At 68.3% G+C, this 13,880-nt stretch carries 15 protein-coding genes; 8 read left to right on the top strand and 7 right to left on the bottom strand.

Annotated features, from left to right (window positions below; all coding sequences use genetic code 11):
• Positions 1 to 30 precede the first annotated feature (30 nt).
• Both BKA16_RS11070 and BKA16_RS11065 read right to left on the bottom strand, forming a co-directional pair.
• The gene (locus BKA16_RS11070) at positions 31 to 975 is read right to left on the bottom strand and encodes a C40 family peptidase (RefSeq protein ID WP_343067373.1); all 945 of its coding nucleotides are present in this window, start codon (positions 973 to 975) and stop codon (positions 31 to 33) included.
• Positions 972 to 1,271 (bottom strand): type VII secretion target, encoded by a 300-nt coding sequence (locus tag BKA16_RS11065; RefSeq protein WP_246371733.1) that lies wholly within the window; start codon positions 1,269 to 1,271, stop codon positions 972 to 974. Before BKA16_RS11065 ends, BKA16_RS11070 begins: the two co-directional genes overlap by 4 nt.
• Before the next feature lie 170 nt (positions 1,272 to 1,441).
• Between BKA16_RS11065 and BKA16_RS11060 the strand changes: the two genes are divergently transcribed.
• Genes BKA16_RS11060 through ribB form a run of 4 tightly spaced genes read left to right on the top strand, consistent with a single transcriptional unit; the run spans position 1,442 to position 4,817 of the window.
• A complete protein-coding gene (locus BKA16_RS11060) occupies positions 1,442 to 2,608 on the top strand; it encodes an LLM class flavin-dependent oxidoreductase (protein WP_183370695.1) in 1,167 nt (388 codons plus the stop codon).
• A 5-nt stretch (positions 2,609 to 2,613) separates the two neighbouring features.
• Positions 2,614 to 3,030 carry an SRPBCC family protein gene (locus BKA16_RS11055; protein ID WP_183370694.1) on the top strand — a complete coding sequence of 139 codons (417 nt, stop codon included), beginning with the start codon at positions 2,614 to 2,616 and terminating at the stop codon, positions 3,028 to 3,030.
• Between the two features lie 60 nt (positions 3,031 to 3,090).
• Entirely contained in the window at positions 3,091 to 3,603 is a 513-nt protein-coding gene (locus BKA16_RS11050) for a flavin reductase family protein (protein ID WP_183370693.1), read from the top strand.
• A complete protein-coding gene (gene ribB / locus BKA16_RS11045) occupies positions 3,603 to 4,817 on the top strand; it encodes a 3,4-dihydroxy-2-butanone-4-phosphate synthase (protein ID WP_183370692.1) in 1,215 nt (404 codons plus the stop codon). The genes BKA16_RS11050 and ribB overlap by 1 nt, the downstream gene beginning before the upstream one ends.
• A gap of 10 nt (positions 4,818 to 4,827) precedes the next feature.
• Here ribB and BKA16_RS11040 read toward each other — a convergent pair whose 3' ends face one another.
• Positions 4,828 to 5,595 (bottom strand): response regulator transcription factor, encoded by a 768-nt coding sequence (locus tag BKA16_RS11040; protein ID WP_246371730.1) that lies wholly within the window; start codon positions 5,593 to 5,595, stop codon positions 4,828 to 4,830.
• A gap of 55 nt (positions 5,596 to 5,650) precedes the next feature.
• Positions 5,651 to 7,294 (bottom strand): AMP-binding protein, encoded by a 1,644-nt coding sequence (locus BKA16_RS11035; protein WP_183373014.1) that lies wholly within the window; start codon positions 7,292 to 7,294, stop codon positions 5,651 to 5,653.
• Positions 7,295 to 7,617: 323 nt separating this feature from the next.
• On the opposite strand from BKA16_RS11035, the gene BKA16_RS11030 reads away from it, so the two are divergent.
• A complete protein-coding gene (locus BKA16_RS11030) occupies positions 7,618 to 8,883 on the top strand; it encodes a primosomal protein (RefSeq protein WP_183370691.1) in 1,266 nt (421 codons plus the stop codon).
• 10 nt (positions 8,884 to 8,893) lie between these two features.
• On the opposite strand, the gene BKA16_RS11025 is transcribed toward BKA16_RS11030, so the two are convergent.
• Positions 8,894 to 9,976 carry an adenosine deaminase gene (locus BKA16_RS11025; RefSeq protein ID WP_183370690.1) on the bottom strand — a complete coding sequence of 361 codons (1,083 nt, stop codon included), beginning with the start codon at positions 9,974 to 9,976 and terminating at the stop codon, positions 8,894 to 8,896.
• A gap of 147 nt (positions 9,977 to 10,123) precedes the next feature.
• On the opposite strand from BKA16_RS11025, the gene BKA16_RS11020 reads away from it, so the two are divergent.
• Complete coding sequence (locus BKA16_RS11020) at positions 10,124 to 11,125, top strand: glycerophosphodiester phosphodiesterase (RefSeq protein WP_183370689.1); 1,002 nt, start codon at positions 10,124 to 10,126, stop codon at positions 11,123 to 11,125.
• Here BKA16_RS11020 and BKA16_RS11015 read toward each other — a convergent pair.
• Positions 11,082 to 12,389: a thymidine phosphorylase gene (locus BKA16_RS11015; protein WP_183373013.1), complete on the bottom strand. Its 1,308-nt coding sequence runs from the start codon at positions 12,387 to 12,389 to the stop codon at positions 11,082 to 11,084. The genes BKA16_RS11020 and BKA16_RS11015 overlap by 44 nt on opposite strands.
• Positions 12,389 to 12,823, bottom strand: a complete 435-nt coding sequence (locus BKA16_RS11010) for a cytidine deaminase (RefSeq protein WP_183373012.1) — start codon at positions 12,821 to 12,823, stop codon at positions 12,389 to 12,391. Before BKA16_RS11010 ends, BKA16_RS11015 begins: the two co-directional genes overlap by 1 nt.
• Before the next feature lie 198 nt (positions 12,824 to 13,021).
• Between BKA16_RS11010 and sdhC the strand changes: the two genes are divergently transcribed.
• Together sdhC and BKA16_RS11000 are read left to right on the top strand one after the other, a co-directional pair.
• Positions 13,022 to 13,429: a succinate dehydrogenase, cytochrome b556 subunit gene (gene sdhC, locus BKA16_RS11005; RefSeq protein WP_183370688.1), complete on the top strand. Its 408-nt coding sequence runs from the start codon at positions 13,022 to 13,024 to the stop codon at positions 13,427 to 13,429.
• 15 nt (positions 13,430 to 13,444) lie between these two features.
• Complete coding sequence (locus BKA16_RS11000) at positions 13,445 to 13,870, top strand: succinate dehydrogenase hydrophobic membrane anchor subunit (RefSeq protein WP_183370687.1); 426 nt, start codon at positions 13,445 to 13,447, stop codon at positions 13,868 to 13,870.
• The last annotated feature ends 10 nt before the right edge of the window (positions 13,871 to 13,880 follow it).

The raw sequence follows: 13,880 nt of genomic DNA, 5'->3' as shown, positions 1-13,880 counted from the left end.
GGGCAGAGTATAAGAGGGATCGCGACGCCGTCAGGTCCGCGGCCGGTAGAAGCCCTCGAACGACTGGCCGGGGTTGTTCGTGTACAGCGGGGTGACGCCCACCGGATCGCCGCCGGTCTCGACGTACTGGCCGTTGCCGATGTACATGGCGACGTGGCCGGACCAGACGGCGAGGTCGCCCGGCATGAGGTCCGACTGCGCGACGGCCGCACCGGCGGTGTCCTGCTCCTGCGCGAGTCGTGGCAGATCGACACCCGCCTGGTGGTAGGCCCACTGGGTGAGACCGCTGCAGTCGAAGCCGTCGGTGGTGGTGCCGCCCCACACGTACGGGGTGCCCCGTACGCTGAGCGCCGCGCGGACCGCCGTGGCCGCCGTCTCGTTGGGCGCGTACGACGTCGAGCCGTCGGGCAGGGTGATCGCGACACCGCCTTCCGCACCCGCCGTCGCGGCGGTCGGTCCGCCCGCCTCCGTGGTGACCACCTCGGCGGGCGCCTGGTGCCGCCCGAGTGCGGCGGTATCGGCGTCGAGCTGCGTCTGCGCGGTCTGGATCACCTGCACACCCCGTGCGATGTGGTCGAGCGCCAGCGGGATCAGCACTGCCAGACCCGCGGGGGTGGCAGCCGCCGGAACCGCCGAGGCCGCGGTGACGAACGAGTCGACGAGCGCGTTCAACGCCGTGTTCGCGGTGCGCACGTGTCCGGCGGCCGTCTCGATCGTGGATGCGACGTCCACCCCGGACCGGGCCGCCGCGGTGTCCGCGTTCCCGAGCTCCGCGGCGACCGCGGAGACCGCGTCACCGCCGTCGCCGTACCACCCCGCCCGGACGGCGCGGGCCGTGCCGCTCGACTCGTCGGAGGCCGCGCCGAGCGTCGACTCGGCGTCGGCCAGTGCCGTCGTCGCACCGGGCGGCAGGACGCCGGTGCCCAGCACCGAGACGAGCATCTTCAACGGTGCGATCAGCAGTGCGGCGCTCACACCGCCACCTCCCGGGCCCCGGTGTCGTCGCATTGGCAGTAGGCGAGGCCCGCCTGCGTCGCCGACGACGACGTCGAGGCGTGCGCCGTCGCCAACTCGTCCAATGTCCGGGTCCGCTGCGCGCCCACCTCGGCCAGCGCCGACAGGAATCCCGCACCGATCAGACCGAAGGTGCCGGCGAGAGCGCCGGTGTCGATCCGCTCGGCGCTCGCCTGCGCCGCGACCTGCTCCGCGGCCGTCTGCTGAGTGCCCGCCGCCTGACTGACTGATCCTGGTTCCACTGTGACGTCCTTCATACTCAGTCAGACGCACCGGATGTCGATTCGGTTCCACCGACCCCGGCGTGTCGTCGAATCCCGAATGAACCCGCAGTTCGCAGATGTCTACTTTCGCGGACTTACCCGCCGTGTGATGCGCGCCATAGATTCATCGGTGACATACCTCATAGTCGATACCGGAGGACCACATGAGCAAGCTGAAGTTCGGCGCCTTTCTGGCGCCGATCCACGAGCCGGGCCAGAACCCGACCCTGCTCCTGCAGCGCGACCTGGAGCTCGTTCAGTACCTGGACGAGCTCGGCTACGACGAGGCCTGGTTCGGCGAGCACCACTCGGCGGGCGCGGAGATCTACGCCTCGCCGGAGATCATGATCGCCGCAGCGGGCGAGCGCACCAGCCGCATCAGACTCGGCACCGGCGTCACCTCCGTCTCGTACCACAACCCGTTGTGGGCGGCCGAACGCATGGTGATGCTCGACCATCTCACCAAGGGTCGCGTCCTCTTCGGTCTCGGCCCGGGCTCGCTGCCGACCGACGCCGCCATGCTCGGCCTCTCGCAGATCGACACCCGCGAACTGCTCGCCGAGAACACCGACATCATCATGCGGCTGCTGCGCGGCGAGACCGTCAGTGCCAAGACCAAGACGCACGAGCTGTTCGACGCCAAGATCCAGATGGCGCCCTACTCGGATCCGCTGTTCGACGTGGTGGCCGCGGCTGTCGCATCGCCGTCGGGTGCGCGCCTGGCGGGCAAGCACGGCATCGGTCTGCTCTCGATCGCCGCGACGCTGACCGCCGACGGATTCTCGGCGCTGCAGCACCACTGGGGCATCCTGGAGGAGTTTGCGGAACAGTCCGGACGCCTCGATGAGGTCGACCGCTCCACGTGGCGCCTCGTCGGGCCGTTCCACATCGCCGAGACCAAGGAACAGGCTTACGCCGACGTCCAGCACGGCATCGAGTACTGGTTCAACTACCTCCAGCACGTCGCCGCGTTCCCGCAGATGGACGTCCGCGGCACCAACAAGGACGAGATGATCGACTTCATCAACACGTCCGGCATCGGCGTCATCGGCACCGCCGAGGAGGCCCGCGCACAGGTGCAGCGCCTGATCGATCAGTCGGGCGGCTTCGGCACCCTCCTCGTCCAGGCCCACGACTGGGCGAACCCGCAGGCCACGCGCCGTTCGTTCGAGTTGTTCGCCCAGGACGTGATCCCCTACTTCCAGGGGCAGGCGCAGCCGATGATCGACGCGGCGAACCGTGCCGAGGCGGTCCGCGAGGGTCAGGCCGAGGCGCATGCGAGCGCCCTCGACCACTTCACCAAGAAGTACAACGCGGAGTTGGGACGGTAACGGCCATGGCGAGCATCACGGTGCAATCGGACTTCCCTGTCGACGCCGCGACCGTGTGGGGCCACGTCGGCAACACCGCCGACGTCGCGGACTGGATTCCGGCGATCGGCTCGTCGCGCATGGAAGGCGACGTGCGGCACGTGGTCTTCACCGACGGCGAGCCCGCCCGCGAGCGGATCGTCGCTCACAGCGACACCGACCGCAGCTACACGTACTCGTACATCGACGGTCCACTGCCGCTGGAGCACTACGAGTCGACGGTGACCGTTCACGAGACCGGCCCGAACTCCAGCCGCGTCGTGTGGTCGGCCGAGTTCGGCGCGGCATCGGCCGACGTCGAGCAGGGGTTGACCACCGGGATCACCGAGATCTACTCCGGCGCTCTCGACGAGCTCAAGGCCCAGCTCACTCGCTCCCGCTGAATCAACCGGCCCGGGGGACGTCCGCCGCGACGTCCCCCGGCCATCGTCAGAAAGACCCCCATGGACAGCAACACCATCGAGGCCACCGCACCGGACACGGTCCGCGAACACTTCCGTGAGGCGTTGTCGCACTTCGGTTCCGGCGTCGTCGTCATCACCGCGATCGATCCGACGGGCGAGCCGGTCGGGATGACGGTCGGCTCGTTCACCTCGATCTCCCTCGAACCGCCGCTGGTCGGCTTCTTCGCCGCACACACCTCGACGACCCTTCCCCGCGTGCTCGGCGGCGGGACGTTCTGCGTCAACGTGTTGTCCGAGACTCAGCACGATCTGGCCCGCGCCTTCGCCCGCAGCGGCACCGCCAAGTTCGCGGGCGTCGAGTGGACGCCCGGCGTCGGCGGCGCCCCTCGCCTGGCGGGCGCCCACGCCTGGATCGACGCCACCATCGACGTCCGGCACACGATCGGCGACCACGAGCTGATCGTCGGCGCCGTCGACGGCCTGCTGGTGCCGCGCACCTCCGATCCGCTGGTGTTCCACCGATCGACCTTCCACGGATTGCGAGCCCGCTGATGAGCACCGACCGAGTGCAGACCTGTCTGTCCGAGCTCCGCGCCGGCCGGCCGGTCATCGTCCTCGACGACGCCTCCCGTGAGAACGAGGCCGACCTCGTCCTCGCCGCGGAGTACGCCGACGTCGACACCGTCGCGTTCTTCCTCGAGCACACCTCCGGATTCCTGTGCGTCGCGCTGCCCGCCGAGACCACCGACCGCCTGCGTCTGCCGCAGATGGTGGTGGATCCGACGGACCCCCTGGGTACCGCGTTCACCGTCTCCGTCGACGCCGCCTCCGGGGTCACCACCGGCATCAGCGCAGCCGATCGGGCGCGGACCATCGCGCTCCTCGGTGATCGGTCGTGCGGTGCGGACGACCTCACCCGCCCAGGCCATGTGATGCCGCTGCGGGCCCGCGCGGGCGGAGTCCTGAGCCGACGCGGCCACACCGAGGCGTCGGTCGACCTGTGCGCGGCCGCCGGACTGTCTCCGGCCGGTCTGATCTGCGAGATGGTGACCCCCGATCGCCGCGGAATGCTGGCTCGCGACGACGTGGACGCGTTCGCCGACCGACACGGTCTCGCCGTGGTGACGATCGACGAGATCGTCACGTACCGGCGACGCACCGCCGGCCTCACCCGCGGCGCCACCTGCCGCCTGCCCACCGACCACGGGTACTTCGAGGCGACGGTCTACACGTCGGCGACGGGCGCCGAGCACATGGCGTTGGTCCACGGCGACGTCGACGCCGGCACGCCGCTGGTCCGCGTGCACAGCGAATGCCTCACCGGCGACACCCTCGCCTCGCGGCGCTGCGACTGCGGTGCGCAGTTGCACGCCGCGATGGCCCAGATCACCGCGGCCGAGACGGGCATCGTGCTGTATCTCGGCGGTCACGAGGGACGCGGCATCGGACTGGCCGCGAAGATCGACGCCTACCGACTGCAGGACGAGGAGGGACTCGACACCGTCGACGCCAACCTCGCGCTGGGCGCCCCGGTCGACGCCCGCGACTATCACGACGCCGCCGCGATCCTCGCCGACCTCGGTGTCGAACAGATCGCCCTGCTGTCGAACAACCCGGCCAAACGCGCGGGCCTGATCGATGCGGGCGTCGGCGTCACGCGGGTCGTGGGACTGCAGACCCCGCCGACGCCGGAGAACGCGGACTATCTGGCGACCAAACGGGACCGGATGGGGCACACCCTGCGGGCCGCGGTGGGCGTCGCATAGGAGGCCGACGCTACGCCGACGCGCGACGGTCGTGCCTCAGCACGGCCGTCGCGAGTTCGGATCTGTTGCGATGGCCCGTGGCCTCGAAGATCCGGCTGATGTACTTCTTGATCGACAGCTCCGAGAGGAACAGCCGCTCGGCGATCTCGGCATTGCTCAGACCTTCGCTGACCAGGGCCGCGACTTCGCGTTGCCGCGGAGTCAGTGCGGCCAGTTCGTCGACCGACGCGTCCGCGACCGACACCGACACCGTGCGGGCCCGCAGTTGGCGGGCGAGCATCCGCACCGCCACCACATCGGACGCCTCCCAGGTGCGCACCTTGTCGAACATGCCGATCAACGCCTCACCGTCCGCGAGCTGCAGGTGCATGGCCGAGGCGGTGTCCATGTCGTTGGGATGCAGGTAGTCGACCACGTAGGAGTGCTGCGGCACCGGGAGTCGCGACAGTTCGTCGAGGGTGGCGAAGCCGTTCTCGGTGAGGGCACGACGCGCCTGCGGCAGGGTGAACACGTCCTTGTCGCGCCACCGCTCGTGATACGCGGACAGCAGCGACTCGGTGGCGCCGGTCAGCACCGGCGCCGGATCGTCGAAGATCGTCGAGTACGTGCGACCGTGGAAGAAGGTGACGTCGCGGACGTCGAAGTATCGGGCGATCGCCTCCGCGAGCCCCTCCTTGAAGTCCGGGCCGTCGCCGAGCTCCTCACACCGCTCCAGCACGGCGAGGACCGCGCGCATCTGGCGCGTGGAGAGGACGTCGTGAGCCGCCTGCATCGTCATCTCTCCTCTCGCCCGCGTGGTCCCCATGCAAGATACCAGCGCACTGTGGTCCGGGTCACCGCCCCGCGTCGCGCAGCGTCCGGCGGAGGATCTTGCCGCTCGCGGTCTTCGGCAGCTCGTCGAGCAGCGCGATCTCCGTGGGCGCCTTGTATGCCGCGAGACGCTCGCGGGCGTATGCGGTCAGCTCCGCCGCCGTGACTCGCGCTCCGTCGCGCAGACTCACGAACGCCTTTACCGTCTCGCCGCGATAGGCGTCCGGGACGCCGACCACGGCCACCTCGCGGACCGCGGCGTGCTCGTAGAGAACGTCCTCCACCTCGCGCGGCCACACCTTGTATCCGCTCGCATTGATCTGGTCCTTCTTGCGGTCCACCAGGTACAGCCAACCGTCGGCGTCGAAGTATCCGACGTCACCGGTTCGCAGGGCGTTGCCCGGCATGGCCGCGGCGGTCTCGTCGGGACGGTTCCAGTACCCGCGCACCACCTGCGGTCCGGCGATCACGACTTCGCCCGACTCCGCCGGGTCGACGTCCTCGCCCGCATCGTCCACGATGCGGACGACGGTGTCGTACACGGGCACGCCGACGGCGGCCGCACCGGTGCGGGCGTCGACGGGCGCGCGCCTGCCGCACGGTACGGCCACCGCGGGCGACGTGGTCTCGGTGAGTCCGTAGATGTTGTGGATGTGGTGACCGAACGCCTCGTCGAACATCTGGAGGGTCGACGGCGGGATCGGCGCGCCGCCGGAGTAGATCTTGGCCAGCGTCGCGAGCTTCTCGCGGGTGGCGTTCGGAGCGTTCATCAGCGCGATGAAGACGGTGATCGATCCGACGGTGAAGGTGGCGCCGTACTCGGCGATCGTCTCGACCGCGTCGACCGGGTCGAACCGGTACGTCAGGACGAGAGTCGCGCCGGTGAGCATCGCCAGGGCCGCGTGGCCCACCACACCGGTGATGTGGAACATCGGCGCGACGCCGAAGATCACGTCGTCGGCGTCGATGCCGATCCAGTCGCGGTAGGTGGTCGCGCTGAACACCAGGTTGCCGTGGCTGATCTCGGCCCCCTTGGGCGGGCCGGTCGTACCCGAGGTGTAGGTCAGGACGGCGAGATCGTCCGCGCCGACGGCCACGGGTTCGGGGCGAGCGCCCGCGTACTCGGCGAGCAGGTCCGCGAGCGGTACGGCGCCCGGGCAGTTGATGCGGGCCGACGACGAGAGGACGCCGTCGCGGCGCTCGGCGAACTCGAGCTCGGAGGTCGTGACGACGATGGGCGTCGGATGCTCGACGAGGACCTCAGTCACCACGGTGTGGAGCGACTCCATGGCGATCACGGCCCGCGCTCCGCTGTCGGCGACGATCTCGCCGAGTTCGCGCGCCTTGTACATCGGATTGGCCGAGACCACGACGCCGCCGAGCCGCCAGACCCCGAGGGCCGCTATCAGGTACTGCGGAACGTTCTGCAGGTAGAGAACCGCGCGGTCGCCGCGTCCGAAGCCGCGCTCGGCCAGGGCGACGGCCGTCGCATCGGCGAGCCGGTCGACCTCGGACACCGACAGCGCGCCGTCGAAGTAGCGGATCAGCGTCTCGTCCGGACGAGCGGCGACGGTGTCGGCGAACGCGGCGGGGATCGATGCGGCAGGCGCGACATAGCGTTCCCGAGGTGCCGTGTACTGCTCGATCCAGATCCCGCGCGTACTCATGTCTGTCACGTCGTGCCACCCTGCCCGTCTCACATGCCGTTCGCGCAGCTCCTCGGCGAACAGTCAGTGACCAGATTCACCCGACCGCCATTTCGTGTCAATGGAAACATCGGATTCACCGCGGCGATGTCTCCTTTAGAGGACATCGCCACCCGTCGCGAACCCCCGTCGCGAACCCCCGTCGCGAACCCGCTGCGGAGCGCCCGACCGGAGGGTGGGGCACCCGACCGCGGCCCGTATGCGACTCGACTCCGTGCCCGATGAGGACGTCTCGGGCGGGTGCGTGCAGCAGGATCGATCGAACATGACTACGCTCTGTGATCATGGCCGGAGACATCGTCCCCATTGAACTCGGACTCACCGAAGGAAACCTCTTCACTCTGTGGGCCCCGCGCTGGCGCGAGGGCGACGACGAGTGGGAGGCCTTCCTCGGTCTCGACGAGGACCTGTACGTTCTCGACTCTGTCGCGGAGCTCGCCGCGTTCGTGCGCGGCGACGACGACAACGACCTCGCCGATCACCCGGCATGGGACATGATCAAGAAGCTGCAGGCCGACGAGCTGGTCCCCGACGACCGTCACTCGTACGATCTGATCGGCGTGCCCGAGTTGGCCGCCGAGGACCCGAAGCCCGAGGTCGTCGCCGAACTCGAGGACGCGCTCGAGATCGTGCGGATCATCGGCGAGGTCTGCGATCTGGCGCCGATCGTCAAGTTCTTCACCGGCAATCCGATCCTGGGCGCCGTCGCCGTCGGCACCAACGACTTCTCCGGGCGCGACGGCGTCGATCTGTGGGTCCGCATCGGCCGCATCATCGCCAAGCACTGGGACGACGTCATCGACGCACTCGACGCCGTCGTCTCGAGGCCGAAGGTCGACCCGAAGGCGGTCGAGGAGGCCGAGGACGAGCTCGAGGCCGCCGCATCGGCCGAGGACGAGGACGAACCCGACGACGACATCGACCCGCTGGACGGCGAGGAATCCGACGACGAGGACGATGAGGAAGACGACGAGGACGAGGACGACCTCGTCGACGAGGACGATTTCTGGGCGGCGGTCGGCATCGACCCGATCCGCATCTACACCGATGACGGCGAATTCCTCACCCTGCGCTGCTACCTCGGCGACGACCCGCTGTTCCTCGGGTCGAAGGGCCAGATCTTCGGCTTCGGCTCCGAACGCGCGCTGACCCGCTTCCTCGCCGGCGACGCCGACCACGACCTGAAGAAGCTCTCGACGTTCACCGACGTGCGCAGTGCCGCCGAGACGGCGGAGATCGAGTACCAGGTGCTGCCGGAGAACGTGTACGCGCTGCAGGGCATCGACGAGGACATCCTCGACGGTCCGCGCCGCGTCGAGGCCCGCCAGATGGATCTGGCGGTCGAACTGCTCACCGACGCCGCCGACTACGCGGGCATCGACACCGTCAACGAGGAGTTGGCCTCGACCACGCCCCTCGGCTGGTTCGTCGACTATGCGATCACCCCGGACCCGAAGCGTCTGGCGCCCTCGGGCCCGTACGACAACGAGGCCGAGGTCTGGCGCGCCCTGGTCCACGATTTCGAGGACCGCCTGATCAAGCGCGGGTAGCCTGTCGGACCTATCCCATCAGCACCCGGAACCCCGGTTTGATCACATCGTCGATCAGGGCCAGACGCTCATCGAAGGGGATGAACGCCGACTTCATGGCGTTGACGGTGAAGCGTTCGAAGTCGGCCCAGCCGTAACCGAACTGTTCGTGGAGCACCATGAACTCGCGACTCATCGTCGTATCGCTCATCAACCGGTTGTCCGTGTTCACCGTGACGCGGAAGCGCAGTCGGGCGAGCTCGTCGAACGGGTGGTCGGCGAGCGAGGCGACGGCTCCGGTCTGCACATTGCTGCTCGGGCACAGTTCCAACGGGATCCGCTTGTCGCGCACGTAGTCGGCCACGCGTCCCAGACGCGCACCGGCGATCCCGTCGGTGAGGTCGATGTCGTCGGTGACGCGGACGCCGTGCCCGAGTCGGTCGGCGCCGCAGAAGGCGATCGCCTCGTGAATGGACGGAAGGCCGAAGGCCTCCCCTGCGTGGATGGTGAAATGCGCGCATTCGGCACGCAGGTACTCGAAGGCGTCCAGGTGACGGCTCGGCGGATTGCCCGCCTCGGCGCCGGCGATGTCGAAGCCGACCACGCCCCGGTCCCGGAACCGCACGGCCAGTTCGGCGATCTCCCGCGATCGCGCGGCGTGGCGCATCGCGGTCACCAGGCATCCGACCACGATCGGACGGCCCGCGTCGCGGGCCTGCCGCTGCCCGGCGTCGAAACCGGCGAGGACGGCTTCGACCACCTCGTCGAGCGACAGGCCGGCCTCGAGGTGCTGTTCCGGCGCGAACCGCACCTCGGCGTACACGACGCCGTCGGCGGACAGGTCCTCGACGCACTCCCGGGCCACGCGTTCCAACGCGTCGGCGGTCTGCATCACGCCGACGGTGTGCGCGAACGTCTCCAGATACTTCTCCAGCGAACCGCTGTTGGCCGCCGCGGCGAACCACGCGGCCAACGACTCCGCCTCGTCGGCGGGCAGCGCGTCGTACCCGGTCTCGCGGGCCAGTTCCAGGACCGTCGACGGTCTCAGTCCTCCGTCGAGATGGTCGTGCAGAAGGACTTTGGGTGCCAGCCGGCACTGGTCGACGGTGATCATGACTCGACCGTATCCGCCGTCGCACGTACTCGCTCGTCAGAACGGGCTTCCGACCCGCCGTCCTTCGATCAGACGACATGAGTTCGACGAGTCCCGGCAACGTGTTCGCCCGCTCGCGGCCACCTGCCACCACTAGCGTTGCCCGCCATGAGAACTCGACTCGCCCGCCGCGCCGTGACCACCGTCGCCGCCGCGATCGCGGCCGGAACCGCGCTCGCCGGCCCCGTCCACGCCGAGCCCGGACGACCGACCGAGACCATCGATCTCCAGGCCCACCGCGGCGGCCGCGGCGAGCACACCGAGGAGTCGCTGTACGGCTTCGCTCGGGCGCTCGAACTCGGCGTCACCACACTCGAACTCGACATCATCATGACCAAGGACGGCGTGCCGCTGGTCTGGCACGATCCCGACGTCCAGGCCGCCAAATGCATCGACACGATCCCGGCGTCTCCCGGCGACAAGCAGTTCCCGTACGTCGGCAAGGACCTTCACGACCTCACCTATCGTCAGGTCCAGACCCTCGTCTGCGATAAGAAGCTCCCGGACTTCCCCGACGCGAAGCGTGTCCTCGGGAATCGGATCGCGACGCTGCCGCAGCTGTTCGCACTGGCCGCGCAGTACAAGAACAACAAGGTCCGCTTCAACATCGAGACCAAGATCGAAGCGGAGCAACGCACCCGCAGCGCGACGCCGCGGGAGTTCGTGTCGGCCATCCTCCGCGAGGTGCGCAAGGCGCATCTGACGAATCGGGTCGAGATCCAGAGCTTCGACTGGCGCAGTCTCCCGCTGGTCCGCAAGGAGCAGCCGAACATCCCGCTGGTCGCGCTCTACGACGCGACCACGTGGAAGCCGAAGTCGCAGTGGCTTGGCCCGGTGAGCTACGAGAAGTTCGACGGCGACGTGGTCGCCGCCGCGAAGTCCGCGGGCTTCGACATCCTCTCCCCCGACTTCACCCTCTCGGACAAGGATCTCGTCGACCGGGCGCACGCCGCGCACCTCGCGGTGATCCCGTGGACCGTCGACGAGGCCGCCGACATGCGCGCACAGCTCTCCTACGGCGTCGACGGCATCATCACCGACTACCCGACGCGTCTGCGCTCGGTGTTCAAGGCCGAGGGTGTTCCGCTGCCCACGAAGTACCGGCGGTAGGCCCCACACGGCCGAGCACGCGCGAGCCCGCCGGCTCGGCCGCCTCACCGATCAGCGCCGCATCCGCCAGTCGCGCCGCCGCCGCATTCAGTCGCGCCTCGTCGTCGAAGCTCAGTGTGAACAGCGGCGCGCCCGCGCGAACGTCGTCGCCGACGCCCGCATGCCATGTGACGCCGGCCGCGTACGAGACCGGCTCCCCCGGCCGTGACCGACCGGCGCCGAGCAGCCGGGCGGCCTCTCCGACGGCGAGAGCGTCGAGCGACGACAGCACGCCGGAGCGGCCCGCGGTCAGCACATGCGTGTGCCCCGGAACGGGCAGGTCGGCATCCGGGTCGCCGCCCTGGGCGACGACCATCGCACGCCAGGTGTCCATCGCCCGCCCGTTCCGCAGATTCTCGGCCGGATCGACGTCGTCGAGCCCGCCGGCGTCGAGCATCTCGCGCGCCAGGGCCAGGGTCAGCTCCACGACGTCCGACGGCCCGCCGCCGGCCAGCACCTCCAACGATTCGACCACTTCGACGGCGTTTCCGGCCGTTCGGCCGAGCGGTGTCGACATGTCGGTGAGCAGGGCGCGCGTGTCCATCCCCGCGTCGTCGCCCAACTCGACCATGGTCTGCGCGAGCTCACGCGCCTCGTCGTAGGACTTCATGAACGCGCCCGAGCCGACCTTGACGTCGAGTACCAGCGCCCCGGTGCCCTCGGCGATCTTCTTACTCATGATCGAACTCGCGATCAGCGGGATGCAGGCGACGGTCCCGGTCACATCGCGCAACGCGTACAGCTTGCGATCGGCGGGCGCGAGGTCGGCGGTCGCCGCGCACACCACCGCGCCGACGCCGTGCAACTGCGCCCGCATCTCATCGACACCGAGGTCCGCCCGCCAGCCGGGTATCGACTCCAGCTTGTCGAGCGTTCCGCCGGTGTGGCCCAGCCCGCGGCCGGACAACTGCGGCACCGCGAGCCCGTACGAGGCCACGAGCGGAGTGAGCGGCAACGTGATCTTGTCGCCGACGCCGCCCGTCGAATGCTTGTCGACGGTCCGCAGCCCGGACAGATCCAGACGGACTCCGGAGTCGATCATCGCCGCGGTCCAGTCCGCGATCTCGCGTCGGCCCATCCCGTTGAGCACGATCGCCATCAACAGCGAGGACATCTGTTCGGGAGCCACGTCGCCGGCCGTGTACGCCGCGACCATCTCGCGGATCTGCACGGTCGAGAGTTCGGCACCGTCACGCTTGGTCGCGATCACCGCGATCGGATCCATCACGCGCCCCGCACACGGTCGAGATCGGCCGGACCGAAGGCGTCCGGCAACAGCTCGCCGAGCGGGCGGGGCCCGTCGACGGTGTCGATCATCAACTCGGGCCCGCCGAACTCGAGGAGGACCTGTCGGCACCGACCACAGGGCGTCAGGACGCGACCGTCGCCGTCCACCACGGCGACGGCGACGAGTCGCCTCCCGGAAACCCTCGACGGTTCCACTAGGGCACCTCGGGAGACTCCCACTGAGACCAAAGCCACTTCCGCACAGAGACCCAGACCATATGAGACATTCTCCACATTGGCTGCGCTGATCAATTCACCTTCGGAAGTGATGGCGGACGCGCCGACTGGAAAGCCGGAGTAGGGCGCATACGCCCTGGTCATCGCATCTACAGCACATTTCCGCAGAACATCGAAGTCGACGTGCGTCACAATTCCCTCTCGTCCATCCCCAGAATGCAAAAGGTAAGGCATACCTAATGAATTCTCGGGACTCTGATCACATTGTTCGGGCAATTCACGATAGGACTCAGCTTAGGTTTAGAGTCAGGTGCGATGAGTCCCGCTGCGCCGTCTGAGCGCGCCGGTGAGACTCACTGAAATATTCGACGACTTTGGAGGCGTAGTTTCGCTATGAGCACCCCCACCGAGGTTGCACCGACTCCGGTGCGCAAACGATCTCTCTACAGAGGTGACCCAGGAATGTGGTCGTGGGTGCTGCATCGCATCACCGGCGTCTCCATCTTCTTCTTCCTCTTCGTGCACGTCCTCGACACGGCGACGATCAACGTCAACGAGAACACGTACACCGAGATCATCGGCACCTACAAGAACCCGGTCATCGGCCTCATGGAGATCGGTCTGGTCTTCTGCCTGGTGTACCACGCGTTCAACGGTCTGCGCGTCGTGCTCGTCGACTTCTGGGGCAAGGGTGCCAAGTACCAGCGACAGATGCTGTGGACCATCCTCGTCATCGTCGCCATCGTGTTCATCGCCGCGGCCGCTCGCCTGCTGCAGATCCTGATCACCCACGCGTTCTAGGACCGGGAGAAACCAATGACTGAAGTGAAGACTCTCGGCACCGATTACGACCGTCCGGCCAGCCTGGACAACCCGCGCAGCCCGCGTCCGCGACGCGGCGGCAACCTCGAGAAGTACGCGTGGATGTTCATGCGCTTCTCCGGCATCTTCCTGATCGTCCTGACGTTCGGCCACATCTTCATCGGCCTCATGGTCGACACCGGCGTGCACCGCATCGACGCGAGCTACGTCGCCGAGCGCTGGCATCAGCCGTTCTGGCGGGTCTGGGACCTGTTCATGCTCTGGCTGGCCGAACTCCACGGCGGCAACGGCGTCCGCACCGTGATCGCCGACTACTCGCGTAACGACCGCACCCGCTTCTGGTTGAACGTCCTCCTCGGCCTGTCGATGATCCTGATCCTCGTCCTGGGCACCTACACCATCCTCACCTTCGGCCGCTAAGGAGCATCGA

Source organism: Gordonia humi, from assembly GCF_014197435.1.
Lineage (GTDB): Bacteria > Actinomycetota > Actinomycetes > Mycobacteriales > Mycobacteriaceae > Gordonia > Gordonia humi.
This window is presented reverse-complemented; position numbering and strand designations above follow the sequence as displayed.

What these genes read in the sequence shown, in the direction of transcription:
- BKA16_RS11065 (WP_246371733.1), bottom strand. Translation starts at nt 1,271, where the DNA reads ATGAAGGACGTCACAGTGGAACCAGGATCAGTCAGTCAGGCGGCGGGC.
- BKA16_RS11060 (WP_183370695.1), top strand. Translation starts at nt 1,442, where the DNA reads ATGAGCAAGCTGAAGTTCGGCGCCTTTCTGGCGCCGATCCACGAGCCG.
- BKA16_RS11055 (WP_183370694.1), top strand. Translation starts at nt 2,614, where the DNA reads ATGGCGAGCATCACGGTGCAATCGGACTTCCCTGTCGACGCCGCGACC.
- BKA16_RS11050 (WP_183370693.1), top strand. Translation starts at nt 3,091, where the DNA reads ATGGACAGCAACACCATCGAGGCCACCGCACCGGACACGGTCCGCGAA.
- ribB (WP_183370692.1), top strand. Translation starts at nt 3,603, where the DNA reads ATGAGCACCGACCGAGTGCAGACCTGTCTGTCCGAGCTCCGCGCCGGC.
- BKA16_RS11040 (WP_246371730.1), bottom strand. Translation starts at nt 5,595, where the DNA reads ATGACGATGCAGGCGGCTCACGACGTCCTCTCCACGCGCCAGATGCGC.
- BKA16_RS11035 (WP_183373014.1), bottom strand. Translation starts at nt 7,294, where the DNA reads ATGAGTACGCGCGGGATCTGGATCGAGCAGTACACGGCACCTCGGGAA.
- BKA16_RS11030 (WP_183370691.1), top strand. Translation starts at nt 7,618, where the DNA reads ATGGCCGGAGACATCGTCCCCATTGAACTCGGACTCACCGAAGGAAAC.
- BKA16_RS11025 (WP_183370690.1), bottom strand. Translation starts at nt 9,976, where the DNA reads ATGATCACCGTCGACCAGTGCCGGCTGGCACCCAAAGTCCTTCTGCAC.
- BKA16_RS11020 (WP_183370689.1), top strand. Translation starts at nt 10,124, where the DNA reads ATGAGAACTCGACTCGCCCGCCGCGCCGTGACCACCGTCGCCGCCGCG.
- BKA16_RS11015 (WP_183373013.1), bottom strand. Translation starts at nt 12,389, where the DNA reads ATGGATCCGATCGCGGTGATCGCGACCAAGCGTGACGGTGCCGAACTC.
- sdhC (WP_183370688.1), top strand. Translation starts at nt 13,022, where the DNA reads ATGAGCACCCCCACCGAGGTTGCACCGACTCCGGTGCGCAAACGATCT.
- BKA16_RS11000 (WP_183370687.1), top strand. Translation starts at nt 13,445, where the DNA reads ATGACTGAAGTGAAGACTCTCGGCACCGATTACGACCGTCCGGCCAGC.